The sequence below is a fragment of the Pseudomonas sp. Z4-20 genome (assembly GCF_051131955.1).
In the GTDB taxonomy this organism is placed as follows: domain Bacteria; phylum Pseudomonadota; class Gammaproteobacteria; order Pseudomonadales; family Pseudomonadaceae; genus Aquipseudomonas; species Aquipseudomonas marvdashtae.
In genome coordinates this window covers 1992080-2018309 of sequence record NZ_CP071641.1, presented here as the reverse complement: position 1 = coordinate 2018309, position 26230 = coordinate 1992080, and the positions used below count along the sequence as shown (strand labels likewise).

The following is a 26230-nucleotide window of genomic DNA, read 5'->3' as shown; positions in this document are numbered from 1 at the left end:
CACAACGCAAGATCTGAGGTATCGATCCAGATGAACATCCTCTACGACGAACACCTCGACGGCCCATTGCCCAAAGTGGACAAACAGGCCCTGCTGCACACCTTGCAGTCACGGATCCCGGACCTGGAAATCCTCCACCGCGACGAAGATCTCAGGCCCTACGAATGCGACGGACTGTCGGCCTATCGCGCCACGCCGATGCTGGTGGTATTGCCACGGCGAGTCGAGCAAGTACAGGCCCTGCTCAAGGTGTGCCACGTACAAAACGTCCCGGTGGTCGCCCGAGGGGCCGGAACCGGCTTGTCCGGTGGCGCCCTGCCCCTGGAAAGCGGCGTGCTGCTGGTGATGGCGCGCTTCAATCAGATCCTGCATATCGACCCCGATGCGCGCACCGCGCGACTTCAGCCAGGCGTACGCAACCTGGCGATTTCCCAGGCGGCGGCACCGTTCGGTCTGTACTACGCGCCGGATCCCTCGTCACAGATCGCCTGCTCCATCGGTGGCAATGTCGCGGAAAACGCCGGCGGCGTGCATTGCCTGAAGTACGGCCTGACGGTGCACAACCTCTTGAAGCTGGAAATCCTCACCATCGAAGGCGAACACCTGACCTTGGGCAGCGAAGCCCTGGACTCGCCGGGCCTGGACCTGCTGGCGTTGTTCACCGGTTCCGAAGGACTGCTGGGAATCATCACCGAGGTGACCGTCAAGTTGCTGCCCCGGCCCCAGGTCGCCAGGGTGTTAATGGCCAGTTTCGATTCGGTGGACAAGGCCGGGCGGGCAGTGGCGGATATCATCGGCGCCGGCATTATTCCCGGCGGCCTGGAGATGATGGACAACCTGGCGATCCGCGCCGCCGAGGATTTCATCCACGCCGGCTACCCGGTGGATGCCGACGCGATCCTGCTGTGCGAACTGGACGGGGTCGAGGCCGATGTCCAGGATGATTGCGAACGGGTGCGCCATGTCCTGCAACAGGCCGGGGCGACCGAGGTGCGCCAGGCTCGGGACGAAGCCGAGCGCCTGCGGTTCTGGGCCGGACGCAAGAATGCTTTTCCGGCGGTGGGCCGTCTGGCACCGGACTATTACTGCATGGACGGCACGATTCCCCGGCGTGCCCTGCCCGAAGTGCTACAGCGCATCGCCAGCCTGGGCGTCGAGTATGGTTTGCGGGTCGCCAACGTCTTCCATGCCGGCGATGGCAACATGCACCCGCTGATTCTTTTCGACGCCAACCAGCCGGGCGAACTGGAGCGCGCCGAAGCCTTGGGCGGGAAAATTCTCGAACTGTGCGTCCAGGTTGGCGGCAGCATCACGGGTGAGCACGGCGTCGGCCGGGAAAAAATCAACCAGATGTGCGCGCAGTTCAACAGCGACGAACTGAACCTGTTCCATGCCGTGAAAGCGGCGTTTGATCCCCTCGGCCTGCTCAACCCTGGCAAGAACATCCCCACCCTGCACCGCTGCGCTGAATTCGGCGCCATGCACATCCACGGCGGGCAGTTGCCGTTCCCTGAACTGGAGCGTTTCTGATGATCGGCGAAGTCGACCGTGACGCCAGCGACCTGCTCCTGGAGCAGGTCAACCGCGCCCGTTCCAATGCCACGCCGCTGCGCATCCAGGGCTCGAACAGCAAGGCTTTCCTGGGACACGACGTGGCTGGCGAAGTGCTCGATACCCGAGCGCATCGCGGTATTGTTGACTATGACCCCACCGAACTGGTCGTCACCGCCCGGGCCGGAACCCCGCTGCGCGAACTGCTCGCCGCCCTGGACGCAGCCGGGCAACGGCTGCCGTGCGAACCACCGGCATTCGGCGAGGATGCCACGGTGGGTGGCATGGTCGCCGCCGGGCTGTCGGGACCGCGCCGCCCCTGGGCCGGTTCGGTGCGCGACTATGTGCTGGGCACGCGCCTGATCAGCGGCCATGGCACGTTGTTGCGTTTTGGCGGTGAGGTGATGAAAAACGTCGCCGGCTACGATCTGTCGCGTCTGCTGACCGCCAGTTTCGGCTGCCTGGGGGTGATCACCGAAGTCTCGCTGAAAGTACTGCCAAAACCTCGCCACCACCTGAGCATTCGCCTGGAAATGGACAGCGCCGAAGCCCTGGAAAAACTCGCCGAGTGGGGCCGACAACCTTTGCCCCTCAGCGCGGCCAGCCACGAGGGCGGTTGTCTGAATTTGCGCCTGGAGGGCGGCGAAGGTTCAGTCAGCGCGGCGCATCAGCGCCTGGGCGGTGAAGTCGTTGACGATCAATACTGGACAGCGCTGAACGAACATCGCCTGCCGTTCTTCGATGAAGGTTTGCCGCTGTGGCGCCTGTCGTTGCCCAACCCTATCGGTCCCCTCGCCCTGCCCGGCGCGCAGCTGATCGATTGGGCGGGTGCGCAGCGCTGGCTGAAAACCGATGCCGACACGGTACAGACACTGGCGCGAGAGTTGGGCGGGCATGCCACCTGTTATTGTCCAGGTATCACCGACACGCCGTTCCAGCCGCTGGCCCCGGCGCTGCTGCGCTATCACCGTCAACTCAAGGCACAACTCGATCCCCAGGGTTTGTTCAATCCTGGCCGGATGTACGCGGAGTTCTAGATGCAGACTCGGTTCAGTGACGAAAGCAAGCGCCTGCCCCGTGCCGAGGAAGCCGAGCGGATCCTGCGCAGTTGCGTGCATTGCGGTTTCTGCAACGCCACCTGCCCGACCTATCAGTTGCTGGGGGATGAGCTGGACGGCCCGCGCGGACGCATCTACCTGATCAAACAGGTGCTCGAAGGCCAGCCTGCTACGGCGAGCACCCAACTGCACCTGGATCGTTGCCTGTCGTGCCGCAACTGCGAAACCACTTGCCCGTCCGGCGTCGATTATCACAATTTGCTGGACATCGGCCGCGCCGTGGTCGATGCGGCCGTGCCTCGTCCGCCCAGCCAACGCGCACTGCGCCTCGGCCTGCGGGGGTTGGCCGCCAGCCCCGAGCGGTTCAAGACGCTGCTGCGCCTGGGCGCAGTGTTCCGTGCGGTGTTGCCGGCAAACCTGGCCACCAAGTTGCCCCGGGCCTCGGCGCCGCATGGCGAACGCCCGGCGGTGCGCCACGCTCGCACTGTGCTGATGCTTGAAGGCTGCGTGCAGCCGGGCTTGTCACCCAACACCAACGCGGCCGCCGCACGGGTGCTGGATCGCCTCGGCATCAGCGTCATTGCCAGCGCAGAAGCCGGCTGCTGCGGCGCGCTGGACTATCATCTGGACGCCCAATCAACCGGACTGGACCGCGCCCGCCGCAACATCGACGCCTGGTGGCCGCACCTGCAAAACGGTGCCGAAGCGATCGTCCAGACCGCCAGCGGCTGTGGGGCATTCATCAAGGACTACGGGCATTTGCTGGAACACGATCACGCCTATGCCGCCAAAGCCCGTCAGGTCAGCGAGCGGGCATTGGACCTGGTGCAAGTGCTCGGCAACGAACCGCTGGAAGAAATCTGCGCCGCCAGGAGCCAGCGCATCGCCGTTCATTGTCCCTGTACCTTGCAGCACGCGCAGAAACTCGGCGGCACCGTTGAAGCCCTGCTCGCACGGCTGGGGTTCAACCTGACCGAGGTGCCCGACGGGCATTTGTGTTGCGGTTCGGCCGGCACCTATTCGCTGACCCAACCGACCCTGGCCCGACAGCTGCGGGACAACCGCCTGAACGCGCTGGAAAGCGGCCGTCCGGAGCTGATCGTCACCGCCAACGTCGGTTGCCAGAGTCACCTCGACAGCGCCGGTCGCACGCCGGTGCGGCATTGGATCGAGCTGGTGGATCAGTCCCTGGCAGAATGAAGTCCTGAAGATTCTTCGTTTGTCGGCGCTGGCGAAGGCTGCGATCTTTCGTCCAACTTTCCCACAGCCTTCGCCAGGAATTCTTACGATGAGCTTCGTCAGCCCCGACTTGATCCGCCAACGCTTCTCCAGGGCGATGTCCGACATGTACCGCGACGAGGTGCCGCTGTACGGCGCATTGATGAACCTGGTGGAGCACACCAACGCCCGGGTACTGGCAAACGACCCGTCACTGGCCGAACACCTGCGCAACACCGGCGAACTGCAGCGCCTGGACTTGGAACGCCACGGCGCCATTCGCGTTGGCACCGCCGCCGAACTGGCGACCCTGGGCCGCCTGTTCGCGGTCATGGGCATGCAACCGGTGGGCTATTACGATCTCACGCCCGCCGGCGTACCGGTGCATTCCACGGCGTTTCGCGCCGTGCATGAAACATCGCTGCAGATCAGCCCCTTCCGGGTGTTTACCTCGCTGTTGCGCCTGGAGCTGATCGAGAACACCGAGCTTCGAGCCTTTGCCGAGTCGGTGCTGGCTAAACGGCAAATCTTCACCCCCAGCGCCCTGCAGCTCATCGACCTCGCCGAACGCCAGGGTGGCCTGACCGAACCCCAGGCTGAGGACTTCGTCCTACAGGCCTTGGAAACCTTTCGTTGGCACCACAGCGCCACCGTCACCGCCGAACAGTATCGACAACTCAGCGCCCAGCACCGCCTGATCGCCGACGTGGTGGCGTTCAAGGGGCCCCATATCAATCATCTGACGCCGCGCACCCTGGACATCGACATTGTCCAGGAGCAGATGCCGGTGCATGGCATCACGCCCAAAGCCGTGGTCGAAGGACCGCCCCGTCGCCAGTGCCCGATCCTGCTGCGCCAGACCAGTTTCAAGGCGCTCGACGAGCCCGTCGCGTTCACCGACCAGCCTGCGTCCCAAGGCAGCCACAGCGCACGTTTTGGCGAGATCGAACAACGTGGCGCCGCCCTTACCCCCAAGGGCCGCGCGCTCTACGACCAATTGCTGAACGCCGCGCGCGACGCCCTCGGGGCGTTTCCCAACGAAGCCAATGCCGCACGCTACAACACGCTGATGGCTGAACACTTCATCCAGTTCCCGGATACCCACGATGAGCTGCGCCGGCAGGCACTGGCCTACTTTCGCTATTTCGTGACGCCGCTGGGGCTCGCCGCCAGAGGCACTATCGATCAGCCGGCCTCGCTGGAGCACCTGTTGGAGCAGCAATACCTGCGTGCCGAACCCTTGGTCTACGAGGATTTCTTGCCGGTCAGTGCCGCCGGCATTTTCCAGTCGAACCTGGGTGACACAGCCCAGAGCCACTACGCCGGACAATCCAATCGACACGCGTTCGAAGCCGCGCTGGGACAAGCGACTATCGACGAGTTGGGGTTGTATGCCGAGACGCAACAGCGTTCCATCGACGAATGCATGCTTGCCCTGAAAGCGTAGGAAACGGCCGAAGGACAAAGGCGTAAGAACTTGCGCATCGGGTTATCAAAACCCCTCGGATTTTGCCGTTTTGCCCAGGCAATAAGGCACCCGGTGCTGCGTGGGCAATGAATCGTCCCGCACGGCGCAGTCCGTTACGTATATTTTCAGGTTTTGGCTTGATGCCTGAACCATAAATTTACGTAGGCTTTTGATTTTCAGAACATTTTTATAAATGGCATAGCTCTTGATAACGCTCAGCCGCCTCGAGGCGATTCGCGCCCCGGGCTTCAGTTATCCAGGAAGGAGAGCATCCATTGGCTACCCCCGCTTACATGTCCATCGAAGGTACCAAACAAGGCCTGATCACCGCCGGCGCATTTACCGCCGACTCGGTGGGTAACACCTACCAGGAAGGCCATGAAGACCAAGTCATGGTGCAGGGTTTCCAGCACCAGGTCACCATCCCGCGCGACCCTCAGTCCGGCCAGCCAACCGGCCAGCGCATGCACAAGCCGTTGGTGATCACCAAGGTCTACGACAAAGCCTCGCCGCTGCTGCTCGCAGCCCTGACCAGCGGTGAGCGCCTGACCAAGGTTGAAATCCAGTGGTACCGCACCTCGGCGTCGGGCACCCAGGAACACTACTACACCACCACCCTGGAGGACGCGATCATCGTCGACATGAAAGACTACATGCTCAACTGCCAGGATCCGGGCAACAGCCACTTCACCCATCTGGAGGACGTCCACTTCACCTACCGCAAGATCACCTGGACCCACGAAGTCAGTGGCACCTCAGGCTCCGATGACTGGCGTTCCCCGGTCGCGGGCTAAGCCATGCAGGTGTTCGCCCAGTGCGACGGCCTCGGCATTCCATGCGCTGGTAAAGAGCCAGGCACTGGGCGAACGGGGACAATGATAGTGGAGCTTCCACGGTATTTCCCCGAGCGCCGCTTAAATAATTATTCACAATACGTGGCGAGCCAGCTTACTCGCTCACTGTAAAAACTTAATCGCGCCGCGCCGTTTTCTGCGCATCGGTTTCCTGCGCTTCGGCGTCACCTTGCTGCTGTTTGCGCTTGGCCGGGTCGTTGGGCCGCAGCGCGTCGTTGTCACGTTCCACTTCGCCGGGCAAGCCCGGGGCGTCGGGGTTGTGTTGCGTTTGATCGGGGCTGGACTTCATCGTGAACTCCTTGGGTTGTCAGCCTTGGAATCAGGCATCAGGGTCTGCCACTTCCTGCGCGACGTTGGCATCTGGCGAGCGTTGGTGGAGTTCCTCGGCTTTGATCTTGAGAGTTTGCCAACCTTCCAGATCTATCGCCCCTTGGCCAAACAGATCATCGGCCAGGCGCACCAGCTCGGTGAAATGAGCATCCGGCGACTGCTGGAAGTAAGCCTTGTCGTCGAACAGCCGCTGCCAGTCGGCCAGTGACGGAGGTTTGAGGTCATCGCTCATGACGGGCTCCCGCGAGGCATTCATAAGCTATGAGGGGCGACCTGCGCGGGGAGTTCCGGCGATTGTCAGTAGCCGGTCATTTCCAGATAGCCGTTGCCGCCATGGCTGCCGCTCAGTTGCACCGGCCCTTCCCAATAGGGAATGCGCAGGTCCATCCAGGCGTTGGGGTTCAGCGCCTGGGTGGTGATGTCGAGCTGTTTTCCGGGAATGCTGATGGACCAGCGCACCGGCATTGAACGGCCGGCGACCTCGACGGTGCCTTGTGGCGTGAGGCTGATTTCACCAGCGTTGAGGGTTGTCGCCTGGCCTTGGGCGTCAATCCACGTACCCGTGAGGTATGGCGCACCGTCCTTGTGCCGCATGCGGTAGAGCATGACGTGTTCGCCGGTGTCCAGGTGCAGGGAAAACCAGTCCCAGCCGGTCTGGTTCGCGGTCAGCGGCTGGCTGCTCCACTCACGGTCAAGCCAGGCCGGGCCGCTGACCGTATAGCGCTGGCCGTCGATTTCAAGTTCGCCGCTGGCCTGGAAAAACGGCTGGCTGTAGTAGTACGAAGCCTGGCCCTGCTCGGATTTCTGGCTGAAACCCTGCTCGCCCTGTAACACCAGCGTGCGGCTTGAGGTCAGCCGCAGGTCGTAGCGAAAGCGCGCGTCACCGGCCTTCAGTCGCATGTCCGCCAGCGGATCGGCCCCTGCGGCTTTCGTGCTGAACTGCCAGTCGTCGATCCAGGCATCGAAAGGCGTCGCCTGCACGCCGGCCTGCCCCACTCCGCCCCGGGCATAGCGCTCGGCGGCGTGATGCGTGGTGGCGGAAGTGACCGCGGCATGACCGAGCCAGATCGTCTGGTTGCGCCAGCCGCTGGCGGCGGGCGCGGCGTCCAGGGCGCTGCGAAACAGCGTCCATTGCACGCCAAAATCCCGACCCTGGGCGTCCTTCAGGTTGGCGGTCACGTACCACCACTCGATGCGAAACCCCTCATGAACGCCGTGGTCAGCCGGAAAACTGAAGACCCGCCCCGGCACCACCGGCGCGTAGGCGATGGCCGTATCCCCCAGCCCGGCGAAGCCTTTTTGTGTGGTTTGGGAGTCATCGCAGCCACTGAGCAGCGCCAACAGCAGCAGACCGACTCTAATTTTCATGAGCGAAGGTCCTCAACAAATCCGCCGGTTGCGTGCGGTACAGCGCATACAACGGCCAAGCCGACGCCAGCAGCGTGGCGAGCATGGCCAGGCCCAGCAGTTGCGCCAGTTGCAGCGGGAATATCCGCAAAGGCAGTCGCCAGCCAAACGCCTGGACGTTGATGACGGCGTCCAGGCACCAGGCCAGGGCGATGCCCAGCGGCAAGGCCAATACCAAGGTCAGCAATGCCAGCAGCCAGGTCTGGCCGAGGTTGAGCAGCATCAGTTGCCGCCGCGTTATGCCCAGCGCCCAGAGGGGCGCCAACTGGCTGAGACGGCTCTGGCTCTGGGTCAGCAGGCTGATGAACAGCGCCACCCCAGCCACCGCCAGGGTCAGGCTGTTCAGCGCGGCGGTGGCGGCAAAGGTGCGTTCGAATACCTGGGTCGACCAGCCCTTGAGCCGCGCCTGTTCGACAATGTGACTGTCGTCCAGATGGAATCGGGCCTGCAACGCTGCCAGTAACGAGGGGATCGCCGAGGGCTCGACGCGCAGGTTGAAACGATTCGGTGATAGCTCGGGCCAATGCGCCAACAGGTGTTCGGCGTTGACCAGCACATGTCCCTTGGGGTTGCCGTAGTCGGCGTAGATCCCCACGACGCGCGGCGACCAAGGCCCTTTCGGGGTCGGCAACGTTACGGCATCGCCGACCCGCACATTCAGGCGCCGGGCCAGCTGTTCACTGAGCATCAGCGTGTCGCCCCCGGCCAGTTGCGACCAAGGCTGATCGCCAACCGATTCGAGCAACGGCCAGTGCTGGCGATAGGTCGGATGATCAACCACCCCATACACATCGGTGGGCCAGCCCTGCAAAGCAATCGAGACCTGCCAGTTGGGCAACACGGCGCCAATGGCGGGCTGTTGCTTGAGCCAGGCGTGCAGCTCGCCCGCCTGGGCCGGGGTTTGCGGATTGATGTAAAGCTCGGCGCTCAAGCGTTGTTCGAGCCAATCGCTGAAGGTCTGCCGGAACCCCGAGGTCATGCTGCCCGCGCCGATGTTGGCGGCCAGCGCCAGCAGCAGCGCCATCAACGCCAGGCTCAATGTCGGCAACTGTTGGCGGCAATCAGCAAGAAACCATTGGCCCAGCACCGAACGGCTGCGGCGCAATAAAAGGTCCAGCGCACCATTGAGCAACACCGGTAGCGCCAGCGCCGCGCCGAGCAACAAAGCCGTCATCAGGACAAAACCGCTGCTGAGGCTGTCGCCCCAGAGCAGCGCCGAAAGCGCAATTAGCGCCGCCAACATTGCCACCCAACCCTGGCGCCGCAGCCAACGTGCATGGGCCTGGTGCCAGGCCTGGGGGTTGGCCAGGGCCAACAAGGGCAGGCGCGCCGCACGCAACAAACTGTCGGCGCCGGCCAGCAACGCACCGAACAGGCTCAGGCCAACGCCACTGAGCCACCACCCTAGGCTGAGACTCAATTGCCCGGCCACTTCGGCGCCGTACAAACCGCGCAGGCTGGCCGCGACATCCGGCAATAGCAGGCTCGCCAGCCAATAACCACTGAGCACTCCGGCGATCCCGCCGAGCAAGGCCAGCATGCCCAGCTCGAAGGCCAGGCCAGTGACCAGCATGCGTGCGCTGACGCCACAGGCGCGCAGGGTTCGCAGCAAACCGCGACGCTGTTCCAGGGCCAGGCCGACGGCGGCATGAACGATGAACAACCCCACCACGAACGACAGGAAACCGAGGGCGTCGAGATTGAGGTGAAAGCTTTCGGTCAGGCGCGACAGGTTGTTTTCTTCATCGGCGCGCTTGAACTGCAACCGCCCGTCGAACGCCTCAGGCAAGACCGCGTTGAACGTGGCGGGCAGCAACAACCGTGATAATTGGTCCGTGAGCCCCAAGGCCTGTTGGGCATAACCGATGTCCATCAGCAGCATTCCCGGGGCCATGTCCGCCTGGACATGCAGCGGCGGCAGCAGTCGGCCCTCGACCGTCCGCGGGCGTTCGCCCTCGCTCAATCCCAACGCCCGCGAGGTTTGCGGCGCGATCCAGGTACGACCGGGGTCGTTGAAAAACGCCACCACGTCGCTCATCTCGCGTGCCTGCCCCGCCACCGCCGTACCGGGAGGCAGCGACACCGGGTCGATGCCCATCAGTTGCAAGCGCTGGTCCTCGTGGCCCTGGAGCGTCACTCGGGCCTGCAACACCGGCGACACCGGCCAGCCGTGGCGCCGCAGGTCGATAAACCATTGCTGGGTAAACGTACCGCCGCCGGGTGCGGTGAGGCTGGCCTGGGGTTCGCCGCCGATGAGCTGGCTGGCCCGGGCGTAGCTGTCGCGGGCCTGACTGTTCAGCGCCTGCACGCCGGTGAGCAGACTGGTGGCGAGCCAAAGCCCGGTCAAGACACTGAAAAATTGCACCGGGTGCCGGCGCCAATGGCTGAGCAAGGCCTTGAGGGTCTGGCGAAAGATCATCACTCCTGGGCCACCTGCGCCAGGCGTCCGCCTTGCAACACCACGCGATGGGCCAGGCGCGCGGCCACCCGCTGACTGTGCGTGACCATCAACAGACTGGTGGGAGTGCCGTCCAGCAGTTCCAACAACAGATGCAGCACCTCGTCGCTGGTGGCTTCGTCGAGGCTGCCGGTGGGCTCGTCGGCCAGCAGCAACGGCGGTCGGGAAGCCAGCGCCCGGCCCAACGCCACCCGCTGCTGCTGTCCGCCGGAAAGCTGCTCGGGATAGCGCCGCAACAGGTCTGCAAGGCCGAGCCGTTGCACCAGATGCGTTTGCCAGTCGGCATCGAAACGGCCGCAAAGACGCGCCTGGAATGCGAGGTTGTCCTCCACTGACAAACTGCTGATCAGGTTGAACTGCTGGAACACCAGGCCGATTTCCGTACGGCGCCAATTCGCCAATTGGTTTTCACTCATGCCATCGAGCTGATAATCGCCGCTGCGGATGCTGCCCCTATCCACTTTGTCCAGCCCGGCGACCAAATGCAGCAAGGTGCTTTTGCCGCTACCTGATTCGCCCATCAGCGCCAGGCTGCTGCCGGGCGCCAGCGTCAGGTCGACGCCTTGCAGCACGGGCAGGGAGCCTTGGGGTGTGGCGTAGCTTTTGAACACTTCGCGAACTTCAAGCATGGAAAGGCTCGTCGGATAAACGTAGGGCTCAGGATAGCGAATTTGCATGTCGTCAACACCGGAGCGTGACCCGCGCCCTTGCGCAACCGTTTGTCGCAGCCCAACCCATCTGCCCCGTCTCGCCTTGCAGTTCATCAGCTTTCTGCTATTGATCAATGACTAACACACGCCGTTTTTTAGCTGTCGGCGCAATCGTCATAAATATGACGACCTTGGATTGCCTCCTTCATGGACGATCGCCGACATGCCCCCTATCCAGTATCGCCTCGATATCGATGGTCTTCGCGCTGTTGCGGTGATCGCCGTGTTTGCCCACCACCTAAACGCCACCCTGCTGCCGGGCGGGTTCGTCGGGGTCGACATCTTTTTTGTCATTTCCGGATTTCTCATCACCTCCCAGGTGTTTGGCGAGATCAAGCAGAACATCTTTTCCATGAAGCGTTTTTATCAGCGGCGCATCAACCGCATCGTGCCTGCGTTGGCAACGGTACTGTTGGCAAGCGTGATTGCAGGGGGGTTCATTCTTTCCCCAGCCGACCTGACCCGGCTCAATATCAGCGCACTGTTCTCGCTGTTGGGCGCTTCGAATATCTATATCTGGATGAAGTATGGAAATTATTTCGCGGCGGACGCCGCAGAAGCCCCGCTGCTGCATACCTGGTCGCTGGGTATCGAAGAACAGTTCTACCTGCTCTGGCCGCTGCTGCTGCTGACGCTTTATCGATTGGCACCACGTTACCTGCTACCGATCCTCGGCATCGGCATTGTCGTAACGCTGGGCGTTTCGGAGTACGCCACGAAGCTCGTTCCCTCCGCCGCTTACTATTTGTTGCCCACACGATTTTTCGAGCTGCTGTTGGGTGCGGCGCTGGGCATTTATCTCTCTCAGCCTCGCTCGCTGGGCAGCACGGTGAGTCGAGCTTATGCCCTGGCGGGAGCTGGGCTGATTGTCTATTCCTTGCTGGCACTGAGCCCGGACGCGTCCTTTCCCGGCCTGAACGCCTTGATACCCTGCCTGGGCACGGCGCTGCTGATCCTGGCTGGCAGCGGCGATACCCGCTCCCGCCTGCTGACCAACCGACCCATGGTATTCATCGGCCTGATTTCATACTCGCTTTATCTATGGCATTGGCCGTTGATTGCTTACTTGAAGTACTTGGGCATCGACATGTCGCTACCGCTGGGCCTGAGTGTGGTGGCCACCGCGATTTTACTGTCCTGGTGCTCCTGGCGATTTGTCGAGATCCCGTTTCGGCGAACCGGAGCGCTGATGACATTTTCCCGCGTGCTCGCCCGCCGCTTCGTGATTCCGGCGCTGGGACTCACCGCGCTGGCAATCATGAGCCTGCAATGGCAAGGCTTCCCGCAGCGTTTCGTGCCGCAGGTGCGAACGCTTGAGGCAATGTCCCTGGCCGAACCGAACAAACTTCGTCACGGTTGCCATATGCCTAATGCGCGGTACAGCGCCGAGCCCGATCCACGTTGCCTGCTCGGTGCACGCAAGGCTCGGATCGACGGGGTGATGGTGGGTGATTCGTTCGCCAATCACTTCACCGGCATGGTCGACGTCCTGGCCGAACCTAACGGCATCGCACTGATGGACTACACGCTGGACGCCTGTCCGCCGATCTTCGGCCACGGCGCCAGGATGGCGCAAGCCTATGGGGCCCGTTGCGTGGCACGCAATGAGCGGGTGTTCGAACTGATCGAGCAGAACCGATACGCCTATGTCGTACTGGCCGGGGCCTGGCCCAGGGACGCGACGGTAGGCGACGTTATCGAAGCGAGCATCAGGCAAGTGGCGCATCACACAGGCCAGGTCATCGTCATCCTCAGCAACCAGAAGATCGACAAGGCTGCCACCTGCCCGGTACGGCGCTTGATGTTCCACCCCGCTCGCCAGTGCTCGGCCCCGCTGGAGACGATGACGGCCTATTGGACAGAAATACGCGCCAAGCTGCCCAACGTGCGCTTTATCGATCCCAATCAAGTGATATGCCCAGCCGGGTTGTGCAGCCCGATCGTCGACGGGCAACTGCTCTACCGGGATGACGCGCACTTGAACGATGTGGGCTCGCGCTTCATTGGCCGCGCGCTACGCGACCGGGGCTTTACGCTGCTGTACGACCCGTTGCCACCCAGGCCGATTGCCACGACACGGTAGGCTTCTCCTCAATGTCCCACTGCCACTTCGGCTGGGGCCGGCTTCGCGGTGACGATGTTGCTCAGGTCGATGTGCTTCCACGCAGGCTTGGCCCCCAGCCGTGCGTTGAAGCGGTAGTTGAAGGTGAAGTCGTCTTCAGTCGGTTGGCTGAGGGATTTTCCATAGCGGGCGACTATCCCCGCAGCGTCGTAGCCCATCAACTGCAGCAACGTCGGGAAAATGTTGTAGTGACTGGAGCGGTCCTTGTTCTGCGCCAAGGCGCCGGACCAATCCAGGCTGCGCAGTTGGCTGCCCTGGATCACTACCAGCGGCACCAACCCCTCCTCGTCCACCGGATCGCCACCGCAATGCGTATTGAGCCCGGGGTTGCCACGCTCATGAAGGTCCTGGCCATGGTCGGAGGTGTAGATCAACACAGCGCGGCTCAAATCGGCCTGTTGGAAGACTCGCCGGAAAAACTCGCCGACGTTCCACAGCAAGGTGTTCTGATAGGCGTTGCGATACAGCACCCAATCATCCTCCTCGCCGTTGAAACCGTCCCGTTTGCCGGTGTCGGCGACGTCCTCGAATTGTCCGCGCGGCAACGCTGGGCGGTAGCTCATGAAGTCATCAGGGTATTTGTCGTGAACCGGAAAATGCGCCCCGACCTTATTGACCACCACCAGTTCGGCGCGGTCATTGCCCAGCAGTTCCACCAGTTTGGCGGCAGCCGCCATGTCACGGTCGCGCACCCGCGCCGCATCGAATTGGACAAACTCATCGATGTCCTGTTTTTCCAGCTCCGTCATCAAGTTCTGCAAGTGGCCACCGGTGCGCTGTGCATCGATATAGACGGTGCGCAACCCGGCATGGCGGGCGTACTGCCAGATTGACGGCTGGGTGCTGTTGATGCGCATGTAGTCGGCGCGCGTGCCGCCATAACGCAGGGTAACGTTGGTGTCGGCGCTGCAATTGGCGACGGACGCCGCATAGCCATAATTGAAAATATCCACGCCGGGCGGCGGCGTCTTGAGCCCGCTGGGCACACCAGACGGCGTGTTGATATCGAGGTAATTGCCGCCGATGCTTTCGTCGATGATCAGCACGATATCGTGGTTGATCAAAGAGGGTTGCCGGCCAAGGCTGACCGGCTCCCGAGGCCCGACGGTGTCGTGCAAGGCTTCGTAGACAAACAGGTTCAGGTAGGCCAGCGGCGTGTACATCACCGGCAAGCCGCGCGCGCCCTCGCCCGCCCTGGCGAACAGCACGCCACTGAGCAACAGCACCCCCAGCAAGGGCGCGGCGACCGGTACGAAAGCGGGTAACGGCAAACGACGCCGGGGCTTCAGGGCGACCCCCAGCAGCAGCAACAGACCACCGGCCACTGCGCTGACAATGACCTCGCGATATTGATAGGCCGCTTCCTCGATGAAGCCGCCCGAGTACACCAGCGAGACGAACTGGCTATAGGTCAGGTAGCTGTCGGTGACCCGGGTATACACCTCGAAGAACACCGCCGAGACAAACATCGCCATGGCAAACAGATGCCTCAACAATGCCTGGCGAATGTAAGCGGTCAACCACAGCGCAAGCACCAGCGCAACGAACATCGCACCAAACAGCACTGTCGCAAAGCCAAAACCCAACGCCGCCAGACGCTCAAGGTAATAGTCATGGCCCCTGAACAAGTACAGCACCAGCAGCAGTTCCTTGAGGTATCGGGTCATGTCTTTCTCGGCGCAATCGCGGCGTGAAACGAGGTTTGTTTTCTGCACACTAGCAGCGGGTTTCCAAAGCGCAAGAAAGACGATGAACGGTCGATACGTCAAAAAAAAGTTAGCCCAAAAGTGACAACTTTGACGCCCTTAAAATATGAAAATCTATGGATCTATACCGTTCATCGCTTACTTAAACGTCGACACAGCCCTTTAAAATCGGCGCTTTTCCAAGTCTGTCAATGACTTGATATCAAAAAGCCCCACGCCGTCGAGTTTGCCAACACTGACAACTGTCATTTTGCTGACACGCTTTTCTGAAGCTGCGCTATACCCCTCTAAACAGTTTCATCCGAGTTACATCAACCGGTTTACGAGGCGCGCCGAAAATGGACGTGAGCGTATTTGGTACGGGGTATGTTGGGCTGATCCAGGCGGCGGCACTGGCCGATGTCGGACACCGTGTTCTGTGCGTCGACATCGACCCGAACAAAATCCGGCAACTGCAGCAAGCCGTACCGCCGATCAGCGAGCCGGGGTTGTCCGGGTTGCTTGAAGACAACATCAAGGCCGGTCGGTTGTCGTTCAGCTGCCAGGCCAGCGATGCGGTCAATCATGGCGAGCTGATTTTCATCGCCGTCGGTACCCCCGCCGATGAAGACGGCTCGGCGGACCTGAGCCATGTGCTGGCCGTCACGCGGCAAATCGCCGACTTCATGGACAGCGACCGCACCTTGATCATCAAGTCGACGGTACCGGTGGGCACGGCCGATAAAGTCGCCGAATGCGCCCGCCAGGCGCTGGCCCGCCGAGGCCTGAAGCAGCTGAACGTGCGTGTGGTGTCCAACCCCGAGTTTCTCAAGGAAGGCAGCGCCCTGGCCGATTGCATGCGCCCGGACCGGATCATCGTCGGCACCGCCGATCCGCTGGCACGGGATCAGATGAGCGAGCTCTACGCGCCGTTCTGCCGCAACCACGAAAAACTGATGTTCATGGACAACCGCAGCGCGGAGCTGACCAAGTACGCTGCCAACGCCATGCTCGCCACGCGCATCAGTTTCATGAACGAACTGGCCAACCTCACCGAGCGCCTGGGCGCCGACATCGAAGCGGTGCGCAAGGGCATCGGCTCCGATCCGCGCATCGGTTATCACTTCATTTATCCCGGCTGCGGCTTCGGCGGCTCGTGCTTCCCCAAGGACCTGCGCGCCTTGCTGCACACTGCCGAGCAAAGCGGCATGCCGTTGCGCCTGCTGCGCAGCGTCACCGAAGTGAACGACAGCCAGCGGCACATCCTCTTCGAGAAACTCGCCCAGCAGTTCCCGGACGGCTTGGCCGGCAAATCGATCGCCGTCTGGGGCCTGGCCTTCAAACCCAACACCGACGACATGCGCGAAGCTCCCAGCCGCTATCTGATGGAAGCGCTGTGGCGCGAAGGCGCACGTGTCCACGCCTACGATCCGGAGGCCATGTCCGAATGCCGGCGTCTCTATGGCTATCGCAAAGACCTGAACCTGTGCGCCACTCGCGACGACACACTGGAGGACGCCGACGCGCTGGTGATCTGCACCGAGTGGAAGAATTTTCGCGTGGTGGATTTCGACCTGCTCGCCAGCAAGCTGCGCGCGCGGGTGATCATCGACGGGCGCAACCTGTACAACCCGGAACACCTGGCTGCCGCCGGTTTGTTGTATCGCGGCATCGGCCTGCTGCACACGGTGCCCAGCGCCCCCGCCCAAGGGCCACGGGCATGAACATCCTGGTGACCGGCGCGGCCGGCTTCATCGGAGCCCATTGCGTGCTGCGACTGCTGCGCGACGGCCATGACGTGTGCGGCCTGGACAATTTCAACGATTACTACGACCCGCAGCTCAAACACGACCGCGTGGCGTGGGTAAAAGCCCAGGCCGGCGAGTTTCCCTTGGCGTGCATTGACCTGACCGACGCGGCGGCAATCGACGAATTGTTCCAATCCCATCGCCCGGACGTGGTGATTCACCTCGCCGCCCAGGCCGGCGTGCGCTATTCGCTGCAGAACCCCCACGCCTATGTCGACAGCAATCTCACCGGGTTCCTGAACATTCTGGAAAGTTGCCGCCGTCATCCGGTCAAGCACCTGATCTACGCCTCTTCCAGTTCGGTGTACGGCGCCAACCCGCGCACACCGTATTCGGTCCAGGACGGCGTGGATCATCCGCTGTCGCTGTACGCGGCGACCAAAAAAGCCAATGAGCTGATGGCCCACAGCTACAGCCACCTGTTCGGCATCCCGTGCACCGGCCTGCGTTTTTTCACCGTATACGGCCCCTGGGGCCGGCCGGACATGTCGCCGATCCAGTTCGCCAAAGCCATCGCCGAAGAACAGCTGCTGCAACTGTTCAATCATGGCGAGCACGAACGCGACTTCACCTACATCGACGACATCATCGAAAGCATCGCCCGGCTGCTCGAACGCGCGCCCTACCCGACCGTGCACTGGGATCGCGAACAACCGGACCCGGCCAGCAGCCTGGCGCCATGGCGCATCTACAACATCGGCGGGCAGCACCCGGTGGCGCTGCGCACCTACGTGGCGTTGCTGGAAAAGCACCTGGGTCGCGCCGCCCGGATCGAGCTGCTGCCCCTGCAACCGGGGGACGTGCTCAACACCTGCGCCGATGCCAGCGACCTGGCCCGGGCCACCGGCTTCCAGCCTTGTGTCGAACTGGAAGATGGGCTGGGACGCTTCGTTGACTGGTTCCTCGATTACTACCCACAACCCGCCCGCACGCTGGGTGCGGCAGAACTTCAGCGGAGGCGTCTATGACCCGACATGAGCAACAGATACCTATCAGCGGCTCCGGACGCGACAAGCGTGTCGACCCCGAGCATCGCAGACGCTTGGACGCGGCCATCCATCGCCAAGGGCGTGGCTGGTTGACCGGTCGCGATAGCGGTCGGCCCTGGACCGTCTCGCGCACCAACCGCGTGGTGGCGTGCCTGGGCGCATTGGCGATCCTGATGCTGCTCTGCCCGCTGTTGCTGGGCCTGGCACTGCTGGTGAAGTTTTCCAGCCCCGGGCCGGTGCTGTTCGTGCAAAAACGCACCGGTTACCGCGGTCGCGTCTTCGGCATGTACAAGTTCCGCACCATGGTCGCCGAAGCCGAGGCGTTGAAAGAGTCGCTGCGCCATCTCAACAAACACGGCGCCGATGCCATCGACTTCAAGATCGATAACGACCCGCGCATTACCCCCATCGGCCGGTTCCTGCGACGCAGCAGTCTCGACGAACTGCCGAACCTGATCAACGTGGTCACCGGCGACATGCGCCTGGTGGGCCCCCGGCCGACCTCGTTCAACGCCTACCGTTACAAGGACAGCCATCTCGTGCGCCTGAGCATCTACCCCGGCATGACCGGCCTGTGGCAGATCTCCGGGCGCAGCAATATCGACTTCGATCAGCGCGTGGAACTGGACCTCAGCTATATCGCCGAGCAGAGCCTGTTGCTGGATTTGAAGATCCTGATGATCACCCCCTTCAAAGTTTTCAGCGGCCACGGAGCGAGTTAAATGGACGGTTCGACGAATATCCTGACCATAGCCAGCCCGAGCGAGACCAACCTGACCTCGACCGTGCTCGACCCGGATCTGCGGATCCTTCTTCTGACAGCCGCCAATACCGGCACCGGCACCAGCACCAGCGCCATGGCACTGGCCGCGCAACTGGCGCAAATGAGCAGCGGGCGCGTGCTGCTGGTCGACGCCAGCCAATCGCCGCGCAACCTCACCCAGCAACTGTCGCTGCAAAAAGAGCGCGGCTTCAGCGACCTGCTCTTCAACAGCCTTACCCCGCCGTTGTTGCAAGACTGCGTGGTGCGGGTTTCCAGCCTGCCCTTCGACGTGCTGCCCAACGGCCGCCTGGGCCACAACGCCGAACGCCTGACACCCGAGCGACTGCGCCCACTGTTCAGGCAACTGGCGACGCAGTACCGCTTCGTGGTGATCGACGCCGACGCCGTGTATTCGGCCACCGACACCCTGGTCATCAGCACTCAGGCGGACGGCGTGGTGTTGGTGGTGCGCGGCGAGGACACCCGCTGGGAAGTGGCCCAGGCCGCGCGACAACGACTGGCCCAGGCCGGCGCGAAAGTGGTCGGCAGCGTGTTCAATCGCCGCAAGTACTTCATGCCCAAATGGCTCTACAACAACCTGTAAGCCTGCAAAAGGATGACGAGATGAACGCCAGAATGCTTGTCCTGCTGTTGCTGCCGCTTGCCGGTTGCTCCAGCACAACCGATACCCGCTCGATGCCGGTGCAGATCCTCACCGCCGCGCCGGCCAACGCCCAGGCCACCGACATGCCGAAGGTCGAACAGACCCTGCGGCCGCAAGATGTGCTGGATGTGATTTTTCACATCAGCACCACTTCCTCCCAGGCCTATCGCGTGCAGCCGGGCGACCAGGTGGCCTTGAACTTCACCGCCGCCAGCCAGCTCAACGGCACGCAGCAGGTGATGCCCGACGGCAGCATTGAACTGCCGGGCGCCAACACCTCGGTAAAGGTCGCCGGCCTGACCACCGACGAAGCCCGCCTGGCGGTGCAGCGGGCCTATGACCAGAAAATGCTGTTCCAGCCCAATCGCAACCAGTTGACCGTATTGGTGACCAGCCCGCTGGCCGGCGAAACGACACTCAGGAACACCTTGACCCACCCGAGCACCGGTATGAGCCGGGAAATCATCGTGGGCCGGGATGGCTACGCCAGCTTCCCGGAAATCGGCGCCGTGCCGTTGCAAGGCATGACCGTCACCCAGTTGGAAACCTTCCTCAACGAGCGCTATGCCCAACTGCCCGGCCACATGACCGTGGACGTGTTGCTCAAGTCCACCGCCGGCAACGAGATCTATGTCCTCGGTGAAGTGGCCCAACCTGGTTCCTACCCGATCCGCCGGCCGATCTCGGTCCTTGAAGCGCTGACCCTGGCCCGTGGCACCAACGTCAAGGCCAGGCTCGACTCGGTGGTGATCATGCGCCGCAACGGCAACCAGGTCGAAGCCCGTCACTACGACGTGGAAAAAGCCCTGAGCGGCGACGCCTCGCAGATCGCCTACCTGCAACCGGAGGACATGCTCTTCGTTCCCAAGACCAAGCTTGCCAGTGCCGGCGAATTGGCCAGGCAACTGGCTGACGTAGTGCTGTTCCAGGGCGTGGGGTTCAGCTTCGGCTACCGCGTCGACAACAAAGGCAGCGACAACTGAAACCCAGGTGACCGACCATGAACCCCAAGGAAAATTATCTGCATGAGTTTTTCAGGATCTTCTTCGCCAACAAGCAGTGGGTGAAGCGCGTCTTCCTGGTTTTCGCGGTGATCGCCCTGGTATTGCCGTTGATGCTCAAGCAGAGCTTCGACATCACTGCCCAAGTGATCGTCCAATCGAAAAAACTCTCACAGGGCGACGCCACCACGTCGCTGAACCAGGAAAACGCCACCTTCATTCCACCGTCCCTGGCGGACATGGAAACCGAAAGCAATATCCTCCGCTCGCCGGCGTTGATTCGCGAGACCATCAAGACCCTGCGCGACCAAGGCGAATACACCCCAAGCCCTGGCGTCCTCGACAAATGGGTGAGCGAACCGCTCAAGCGCTACGTCACCCAGCCCTTGCGCGAATACGTGATCAACCCGCTGCGCGACGGCCTGGGGCTGGAGGTCGATCCGGTACGCGACACCCTGCTGGATACGCTGACCGACGAGGCCATCGAAAATCTCAAGATCGAGACCCTGCCCGGCTCCAACGTCATCTCCATCGTCTATAGCTTCGGCGACCCGGCCCAGGGCACCCGGTTCGTGGCACAACTGTTGGAGAACTACCTCACCGGCCGCCAGGCACTGCAATCGATCGAATTGCCCCAGACCTTTTACGAACAGAAAAAAGTCCAATACCAGACGCGCCTTGACGGCCTGGAGGGCAACCGCCTGGGGCTGCTTGAAGGCGTCGGTTCCTCTGACCCCAAGGAAGAAATCACCTTCCGCCTGAACGCCATCAACACCGAAGAGCAGGCCTTGAACCTGTATCAGGATCGCCTGTTGCAAAGCCAACGTTGGCTCGACTACCTCAAGACCAGCCTGGCGGCGGCGAACAGCTCGCGGTTCAACGACTACACCTTCCCGTTCACCTTCACCACCACCGTGGACAACATCGCCTTCGAAGACCGTGAAATCAAACAACTGGGCGAGCAACTGACCAGCCAGGTCAGCCGTTACATGAACGACTTGGCGATCTTCCAGCCCAGCAGCGAACCGATGCTGCTGGCTCGCGAGCAGATCATGCGCACTCGCCAGCAATTTTTGAAAGTGGTGAGCAACCGCATCCAGGAACGCACCACCGACCTGGCGGTGGTCAGTTCAGTGATCAATCAGAAAGTCGAACGAATCGCCGTCTTCAAGGAGCGCATCCACCAGTTGCAGGAAACCCAGAGCAAGCTGCGGCAGATGGACACCGAGATCAACGCGCTGCATGCGGCGTTCTCCACCTATGCCCAGCGGTTCGCCGAAGCCAGCTCTGCTCGTTCGCTGGACAACGACCTGTCCAACGCGCGAGTACTGAGCCCGCCGTTCGAACCCACCGCCGCAGCGTTTCCCAAGCCGATGTTGATCATTGCATTCGGCCTGTTCAGCGGCTTGCTGCTGGCGATCGCCCTGGTCTATGTGCGCGAGTTCTTCGACCATCGCTTCAAGCATCCAGCGCAGATTGGCCAACAACTGGACCTGCCGGTGTTGCTGGTGATCAACGAGCAGTCGCCCGAGCAGCTCAACCCGCATCGCAACTGGAGCCTGCCCAGCCTTGTCCATTGGGTGAAAAATTGAACGCGCCGTTCGGCCCGTCCCACCGCAGCAGCCCCCTGTCGATCATTCATCTGCTCGACAGCGGTGGCTTCTACGGGGCCGAGCGGATGTTGCTCGATCATTGCCTGGCCACGCCCGGACAACACCAAGTGTTGTTCCTGGCGGCGCCGCCGACCTTGATCACGCGTTTCCGCCAGGCCGGGGTCGATTGCCGCCACTGCGCCAGTTGGGGCGAGCTGTTGCAGCACCTGCGGCAACGGCGCGCAGATCGGCCGCTGATCAATACGCACAACTTCAAGGGCCTGTTGTTCGGCTGGGCCGCGGCCACGTTGCTGCGCCTGCCGCTGGTGATTACCCAGCACGGCTTCACACCGCGCAGTCCCAAGCAGCGTTTCTACACCTGGCTGAGCCTGCAGCTGTGCCGCACCGCGCCGGTCAAGCGCGTAGTTTGCGTGGCCGAAAGCATTGCGGCACTGCATCGCCAGGCCAGCGTGAAGGCGGAAAAACTCGACGTGATTCCCAACGGCCTGCCAGCCAAGACGACGCCGCTGCCCCACCGCGACGACCGGCAGCGCTGGCGGGTCGGCTATGTGGGGCGCTTGAGCAGCGAGAAAGGTCCGGACTTGTTCCTGGACGCGATGATCCCGCTGTGCCAGCAGCATGCGGCGCTGCACGCGGTGATGCTCGGCGACGGCCCGGAACGCCAGCCCTTGCTCAAGCGCATCGCCGAGGCCGGGCTGCCCACGCGCATCGAATTGCCCGGTTACCAGACCGACATGAATGAATGGTGGAGCCGCCTCGATGTGCTGGTAATCAGCTCACGCACCGAAGGCACGCCGATGATCCTGCTCGAAGCCATGCAAGCCGGAGTGCCGGTGGTGGCGTTCGGCGTCGGCGGCATTCCCGATGTCCTGCAGGACCGCCACAACGGCCTGCTCGCCACGCCGGCCGACAGCGCGCAGCTGGCGCAGCAGATCGAAACGCTGTTCAGCGAACCGCCCCTGGCGCGGATCCTGGCCGATAACGCGCGCCGCACCCAAAGCGACCGCTACGACCTGCGTACGCTGGCCGAACGCTGGTCGCAGCTCTACATCCGCACGGCACGGGAGGCTCAGCCATGATTGTCCCGCTCTCGATCGTCAGTCTGTTGGGGCTGGTGTGCCTGGCATTGCTGGCCAGTCCATATCCGTTTCTCGCACCGGGTGCGGTGCTGGGGCTGGTCGGCGTCGCCGTGTTGTACCGCAAGCCCGGCTGGGGTTTGCTGGGCATAGCGGCGTTGGTACCGTTCGAAGGCCTGTTCAAGGACAACGCGTTTTCCGGCAGCAAGTTTTTTGGCGTGGCGCTGATCCTGATCCTGATGTTGCAACTGGCCTTGCACCAGATTCCAGCGGCTCGCCTGCGCAGCAATATCTGGAAGCCGCTGATCGGCTTCATGATGCTGTATGGCCTGAGCCTGTTGATCTCAGAAAACATGGACTTGTCCATGACCCATCTGCGAGAGCTGACGGTGGGGCTGATTCTTTTCGTGATCACCTTGCTGATCGGTCGCGAACTGAACCTGGACCTGTTCGCCCGAATGATGACCGTCAGCGTCGCTACCACCTGCGTGCTCGCGATGTTTTCGGCTAAATACCAGGACCAGGGCCGCGCCTCCGGCCTGCTGGAAGACCCTAACTCGTTTGCGCTGTTGATCGCTTTCACCGTGCCGCTGGCCCTGTTGCTGGTCCTGCGCAGCCCGAACCTGTTGCACCGGTTGTTCTGGGGAGGGGGTTTCATCCTCTTGCTCGGCGGCATGACCAAGACCGAATCGCGGTCCGGGCTGGTGGTTCTGTTGCTCAGTCTGGTGATCGGGTTGTATCACTATCGGGCGCAATTGCCGCGTATCCGTCCTCGGCACCTGGGGTTCGCCATGCTCGGGCTGGCGCTCCTGGTCCCGGCGACCATCGCCGTGATGCCCGCCGGTTACGTGGCGCGCATCCAATCGTTGAGCATCCTCAGTGCCGGCGCCAGCGCTCACAAGGACGAATCCCTGGGCCGCCGCGCCTCGTACATTCTCGTGGGCAGCCAGATGATCCGCGAGAACCCGATACTTGGTTCGGGCCCCGGGACGTTTCCCCTGCACTACGCCCCCACTGGCTACGCCAAGGCCTTCTCGGCCAATCGCAAATTGGGCGACCTGTATCGCCGGGCGCATAACACCTACCTGGAAATTTTCAGCGAGATCGGCGTTCCAGGCGGGTTGATGTTTGTCGGCATGATCGGCCTGGGCCTCTACAACCTGATGCGCGCGCGCCAACTCTGGCTCCAGCGCCGGGACTGGGCGCAAGCGGACTTGTTGACGCACCTGGGCATGAGTTTCCTGTCGCTGGCGTTGTTCCTGATGTTCCTCAGCGCACCGAATCACAAGTTGCTGTGGATCATGCTCGCCTTGACCAGCGTGTTGCGCTACGACGCCGAACAGGCCGCGCCAGCGGAGGCCCGCTCATGAGCCGCGTCAGTATCGTCATCCCGATGTACAACGAGGCCCGGCACATCGGCCGCACGCTGCTGGCAGCGCGGGAGGCCGCGTGCCAGGCGCAACTGGAATGCGAACTGATCGTGGTCGACAACGGCTCCGATGACCATGGCCCGCGCATCGCCAACGAGCTCGGCGCGCGGGTGCTGATCGTGCCCGGCGTACACATCGGCACCCTGCGCAACCGTGGCGCGGCGATCGCCAGCGGTGACTGGCTGGCGTTCATCGACGCCGACATGGAAATGCCCGCCGACTGGCTCAAGCTGTTGGTCGAAATGGAAGGCCGCCAGGGCGATGTGCTGGGCCTTGATTTGGACACGCCCGGACACGCGCCGTGGTTCGCGCGAGCCTGGCAGCGCCGCAGCCAGCGTCCCGGTTCACGCCCCTTGCATCGGGTGCAGTGGTTGCCCAGTGCCAACCTGCTGATGCGCCGCGCCTGGTTCGATCAGGTCGCAGGCTTCGACGAAACCCTGCGCACCGGCGAAGACAAGGATTTTTCCCTGCGCTTGCGCGAAGCCGGCGCGCAGTTGCTGTTGGTCAACGAAAGCGTGGCCCTGCACTGGGGCTACGAAGGCAGTTGGCGTGAATGGATGAGCAAGGAATTGTGGCGCCAGGGCAGTCACTGGCAGTTGCTGCGCAGCCACGGGCCGAGCCTGCGCCTGTTGCGTTTCCCCGCGTTGTCCATTGGCGCCTGGGGCCTGGATTTCCTGGCGCTGGTTGCCCTGCTCCAGGGCCAGGCGCGCCTGGGATTGATGTTGCTGCTTATCGCCGCTTTGCCGGCCTTGGTCCTCAGCCTGCGCCAGAGCCAACGCGACCCGCGCCTGGCCTTGCAACTGTGGATCCTGCATGGGATGCGCCTGCACCTGACCGGCGCTGCGTTGCTGCTCAATCTATGTCAATGGAACGTCAGGAGACCTGCCCGTGGCTGAATTCATTTATTGGTCTTGCCTGTTGCTGCCCGTCTACGCCTACCTCGGCTATCCGCTGATGCTGAGCCTGCTGGCCCCGCTGTTCCCGATCCGGCGCTACGGCACGGCCTTGCCGATGAACGTCAGCATTGTCATCGCCGCCCACAACGAGGCGCGTCATATCGAAGAGAAACTGCGCACCTTGCTGGCCCAGGACTATCCGGCGCGCTCGCTACAAATCATCCTCGCCAGCGATGGCTCGACCGACGACACGGTGGCCTGCGCGCGCAAGGTCATCGACTCGCGCGTCACCGTGCTTGACCTGCCACGCCAAGGCAAGGCCGCCGCCCTTAATGCCGGTGTGGCCCACAGCAATGGCGAGATCCTGGTGTTTACCGATGCCGATAACCGGTGGGCCCACGACACCCTCGGTCATTTGTTGGCGCCGCTGGGCGATCCGGAAGTCGGCGCCTGCGCCGGGCATATGGAAATCCCCGTGCCGGGCAAGGGCCTGAGCCTGGGCGACAGCCTGTACCGCCATTACGAAGGCTGGCTGCGGCGGGTGGAAAGCCGCACCGGCTGCATGGTCTCGGCCGACGGCGCCCTGCTGGCGCTGCGCCGGACGCTGTACCAAGCGATTCCGGCGCAGGTCAACGATGACTTCTTTCTCAGCACCTGTGCGCCGGCGCTGGGCAAGTCCATCGTCTACGCGCCACGGGCCCGGGTGACCGATCAAGGCGTGGACGAAGCCGACAAGCAGTTTCGCCGTCGCCAACGGGTCACCGTCGGCGGGTTGCAGAGCCTGGCCCAGCGCCGGGAGCTGCTCAATCCGCTGCGCCATGGGCTCTACGCCATTGGGTTGATCAGCCACAAGTTGATCCGCCGCCTGGCGCCGGTGTTGCTCTTGCCGCTGCTGCTGAGCAATGCCTGGCTGTGGAACGAGCATGGGTTCTATCGCCTGAGCCTGGTGGCGCAACTGCTGGGCTACGCGATGGCGCTGATCGGCTTGATGGACGCGGGCCACCGCTTGCCCCGGCCCTTTCGCCTGGCTGCGTTCGTGCTGGTCACGCTGGCGGGCATGAGCATCGGCCTGTGGCAGTTCCTGCGCGGCCAACGCTACAGCCAATGGAACCCCGAGCAGAATCGCTAA

General features: G+C 62.7%; 22 protein-coding genes. 16 read left to right on the top strand and 6 right to left on the bottom strand.

Annotation, left to right across the window (positions count from 1 at the left end; translation table 11 throughout):
* The first annotated feature begins 30 nt into the window (after positions 1–30).
* The 5 genes from glcD to J3P82_RS09345 all read left to right on the top strand — a co-directional run bounded on the left by glcD (position 31) and on the right by J3P82_RS09345 (position 6089).
* Positions 31–1530: a glycolate oxidase subunit GlcD gene (glcD, locus tag J3P82_RS09365; RefSeq protein ID WP_434562498.1), complete on the top strand. Its 1500-nt coding sequence runs from the start codon at positions 31–33 to the stop codon at positions 1528–1530.
* Positions 1530–2588: a glycolate oxidase subunit GlcE gene (gene glcE, locus J3P82_RS09360; protein ID WP_434562496.1), complete on the top strand. Its 1059-nt coding sequence runs from the start codon at positions 1530–1532 to the stop codon at positions 2586–2588. The genes glcD and glcE overlap by 1 nt, the downstream gene beginning before the upstream one ends.
* Positions 2589–3809, top strand: a complete 1221-nt coding sequence (gene glcF / locus J3P82_RS09355; RefSeq protein ID WP_434562494.1) for a glycolate oxidase subunit GlcF — start codon at positions 2589–2591, stop codon at positions 3807–3809. It abuts the gene before it with no gap.
* A gap of 88 nt (positions 3810–3897) precedes the next feature.
* Positions 3898–5274, top strand: a complete 1377-nt coding sequence (hglS, locus tag J3P82_RS09350) for a 2-oxoadipate dioxygenase/decarboxylase HglS (RefSeq protein WP_434562492.1) — start codon at positions 3898–3900, stop codon at positions 5272–5274.
* 296 nt (positions 5275–5570) lie between these two features.
* Complete coding sequence (locus tag J3P82_RS09345; protein ID WP_434562490.1) at positions 5571–6089, top strand: Hcp family type VI secretion system effector; 519 nt, start codon at positions 5571–5573, stop codon at positions 6087–6089.
* 175 nt (positions 6090–6264) lie between these two features.
* Here J3P82_RS09345 and J3P82_RS09340 read toward each other — a convergent pair whose 3' ends face one another.
* The 5 genes from J3P82_RS09340 to J3P82_RS09320 all read right to left on the bottom strand — a co-directional run bounded on the left by J3P82_RS09340 (position 6265) and on the right by J3P82_RS09320 (position 10973).
* On the bottom strand, positions 6265–6438 hold the full coding sequence (locus tag J3P82_RS09340) for a hypothetical protein (RefSeq protein WP_434562488.1): 174 nt from the start codon (positions 6436–6438) through the stop codon (positions 6265–6267).
* 30 nt (positions 6439–6468) lie between these two features.
* On the bottom strand, positions 6469–6711 hold the full coding sequence (locus tag J3P82_RS09335) for a hypothetical protein (RefSeq protein WP_434562486.1): 243 nt from the start codon (positions 6709–6711) through the stop codon (positions 6469–6471).
* A gap of 65 nt (positions 6712–6776) precedes the next feature.
* A complete protein-coding gene (locus J3P82_RS09330) occupies positions 6777–7847 on the bottom strand; it encodes a lipocalin-like domain-containing protein (RefSeq protein ID WP_434562484.1) in 1071 nt (356 codons plus the stop codon).
* Complete coding sequence (locus J3P82_RS09325) at positions 7837–10308, bottom strand: ABC transporter permease (protein WP_434562482.1); 2472 nt, start codon at positions 10306–10308, stop codon at positions 7837–7839. The genes J3P82_RS09330 and J3P82_RS09325 overlap by 11 nt, the downstream gene beginning before the upstream one ends.
* Positions 10305–10973 (bottom strand): ABC transporter ATP-binding protein, encoded by a 669-nt coding sequence (locus J3P82_RS09320; RefSeq protein WP_434562480.1) that lies wholly within the window; start codon positions 10971–10973, stop codon positions 10305–10307. The genes J3P82_RS09325 and J3P82_RS09320 overlap by 4 nt, the downstream gene beginning before the upstream one ends.
* Before the next feature lie 244 nt (positions 10974–11217).
* Here J3P82_RS09320 and J3P82_RS09315 point away from each other — a divergent pair, with 244 nt between their 5' ends.
* Positions 11218–13137 (top strand): acyltransferase family protein, encoded by a 1920-nt coding sequence (locus tag J3P82_RS09315; protein ID WP_434562478.1) that lies wholly within the window; start codon positions 11218–11220, stop codon positions 13135–13137.
* An 8-nt stretch (positions 13138–13145) separates the two neighbouring features.
* Here the strand turns inward: J3P82_RS09315 and J3P82_RS09310 are convergent, their stop codons facing one another.
* Complete coding sequence (locus J3P82_RS09310) at positions 13146–14843, bottom strand: sulfatase-like hydrolase/transferase (RefSeq protein WP_434562476.1); 1698 nt, start codon at positions 14841–14843, stop codon at positions 13146–13148.
* Between the two features lie 377 nt (positions 14844–15220).
* On the opposite strand from J3P82_RS09310, the gene J3P82_RS09305 reads away from it, so the two are divergent.
* The 10 genes from J3P82_RS09305 to J3P82_RS09260 are packed head-to-tail and all read left to right on the top strand — an operon-like array spanning position 15221 to position 26230.
* Positions 15221–16585, top strand: coding sequence for a UDP-glucose dehydrogenase family protein (locus J3P82_RS09305; RefSeq protein WP_434562474.1), 1365 nt, complete (start codon positions 15221–15223; stop codon positions 16583–16585).
* Entirely contained in the window at positions 16582–17637 is a 1056-nt protein-coding gene (locus tag J3P82_RS09300) for an NAD-dependent epimerase (protein WP_434562472.1), read from the top strand. Before J3P82_RS09305 ends, J3P82_RS09300 begins: the two co-directional genes overlap by 4 nt.
* Positions 17634–18380, top strand: a complete 747-nt coding sequence (locus J3P82_RS09295) for a sugar transferase (protein WP_434562470.1) — start codon at positions 17634–17636, stop codon at positions 18378–18380. The genes J3P82_RS09300 and J3P82_RS09295 overlap by 4 nt, the downstream gene beginning before the upstream one ends.
* Positions 18381–19025 (top strand): CpsD/CapB family tyrosine-protein kinase, encoded by a 645-nt coding sequence (locus tag J3P82_RS09290; RefSeq protein WP_186609517.1) that lies wholly within the window; start codon positions 18381–18383, stop codon positions 19023–19025.
* A gap of 20 nt (positions 19026–19045) precedes the next feature.
* The gene (locus J3P82_RS09285; protein WP_434562468.1) at positions 19046–20068 is read left to right on the top strand and encodes a polysaccharide biosynthesis/export family protein; all 1023 of its coding nucleotides are present in this window, start codon (positions 19046–19048) and stop codon (positions 20066–20068) included.
* A gap of 17 nt (positions 20069–20085) precedes the next feature.
* Entirely contained in the window at positions 20086–21678 is a 1593-nt protein-coding gene (locus J3P82_RS09280) for a GumC family protein (protein ID WP_434562466.1), read from the top strand.
* The gene (locus tag J3P82_RS09275) at positions 21675–22778 is read left to right on the top strand and encodes a glycosyltransferase family 4 protein (RefSeq protein WP_434562464.1); all 1104 of its coding nucleotides are present in this window, start codon (positions 21675–21677) and stop codon (positions 22776–22778) included. The genes J3P82_RS09280 and J3P82_RS09275 overlap by 4 nt, the downstream gene beginning before the upstream one ends.
* Positions 22775–24145 (top strand): O-antigen ligase family protein, encoded by a 1371-nt coding sequence (locus J3P82_RS09270; RefSeq protein ID WP_434562462.1) that lies wholly within the window; start codon positions 22775–22777, stop codon positions 24143–24145. Before J3P82_RS09275 ends, J3P82_RS09270 begins: the two co-directional genes overlap by 4 nt.
* The gene (locus J3P82_RS09265; RefSeq protein WP_434562460.1) at positions 24142–25101 is read left to right on the top strand and encodes a glycosyltransferase; all 960 of its coding nucleotides are present in this window, start codon (positions 24142–24144) and stop codon (positions 25099–25101) included. The genes J3P82_RS09270 and J3P82_RS09265 overlap by 4 nt, the downstream gene beginning before the upstream one ends.
* Entirely contained in the window at positions 25094–26230 is a 1137-nt protein-coding gene (locus J3P82_RS09260) for a glycosyltransferase family 2 protein (protein ID WP_434562458.1), read from the top strand. Before J3P82_RS09265 ends, J3P82_RS09260 begins: the two co-directional genes overlap by 8 nt.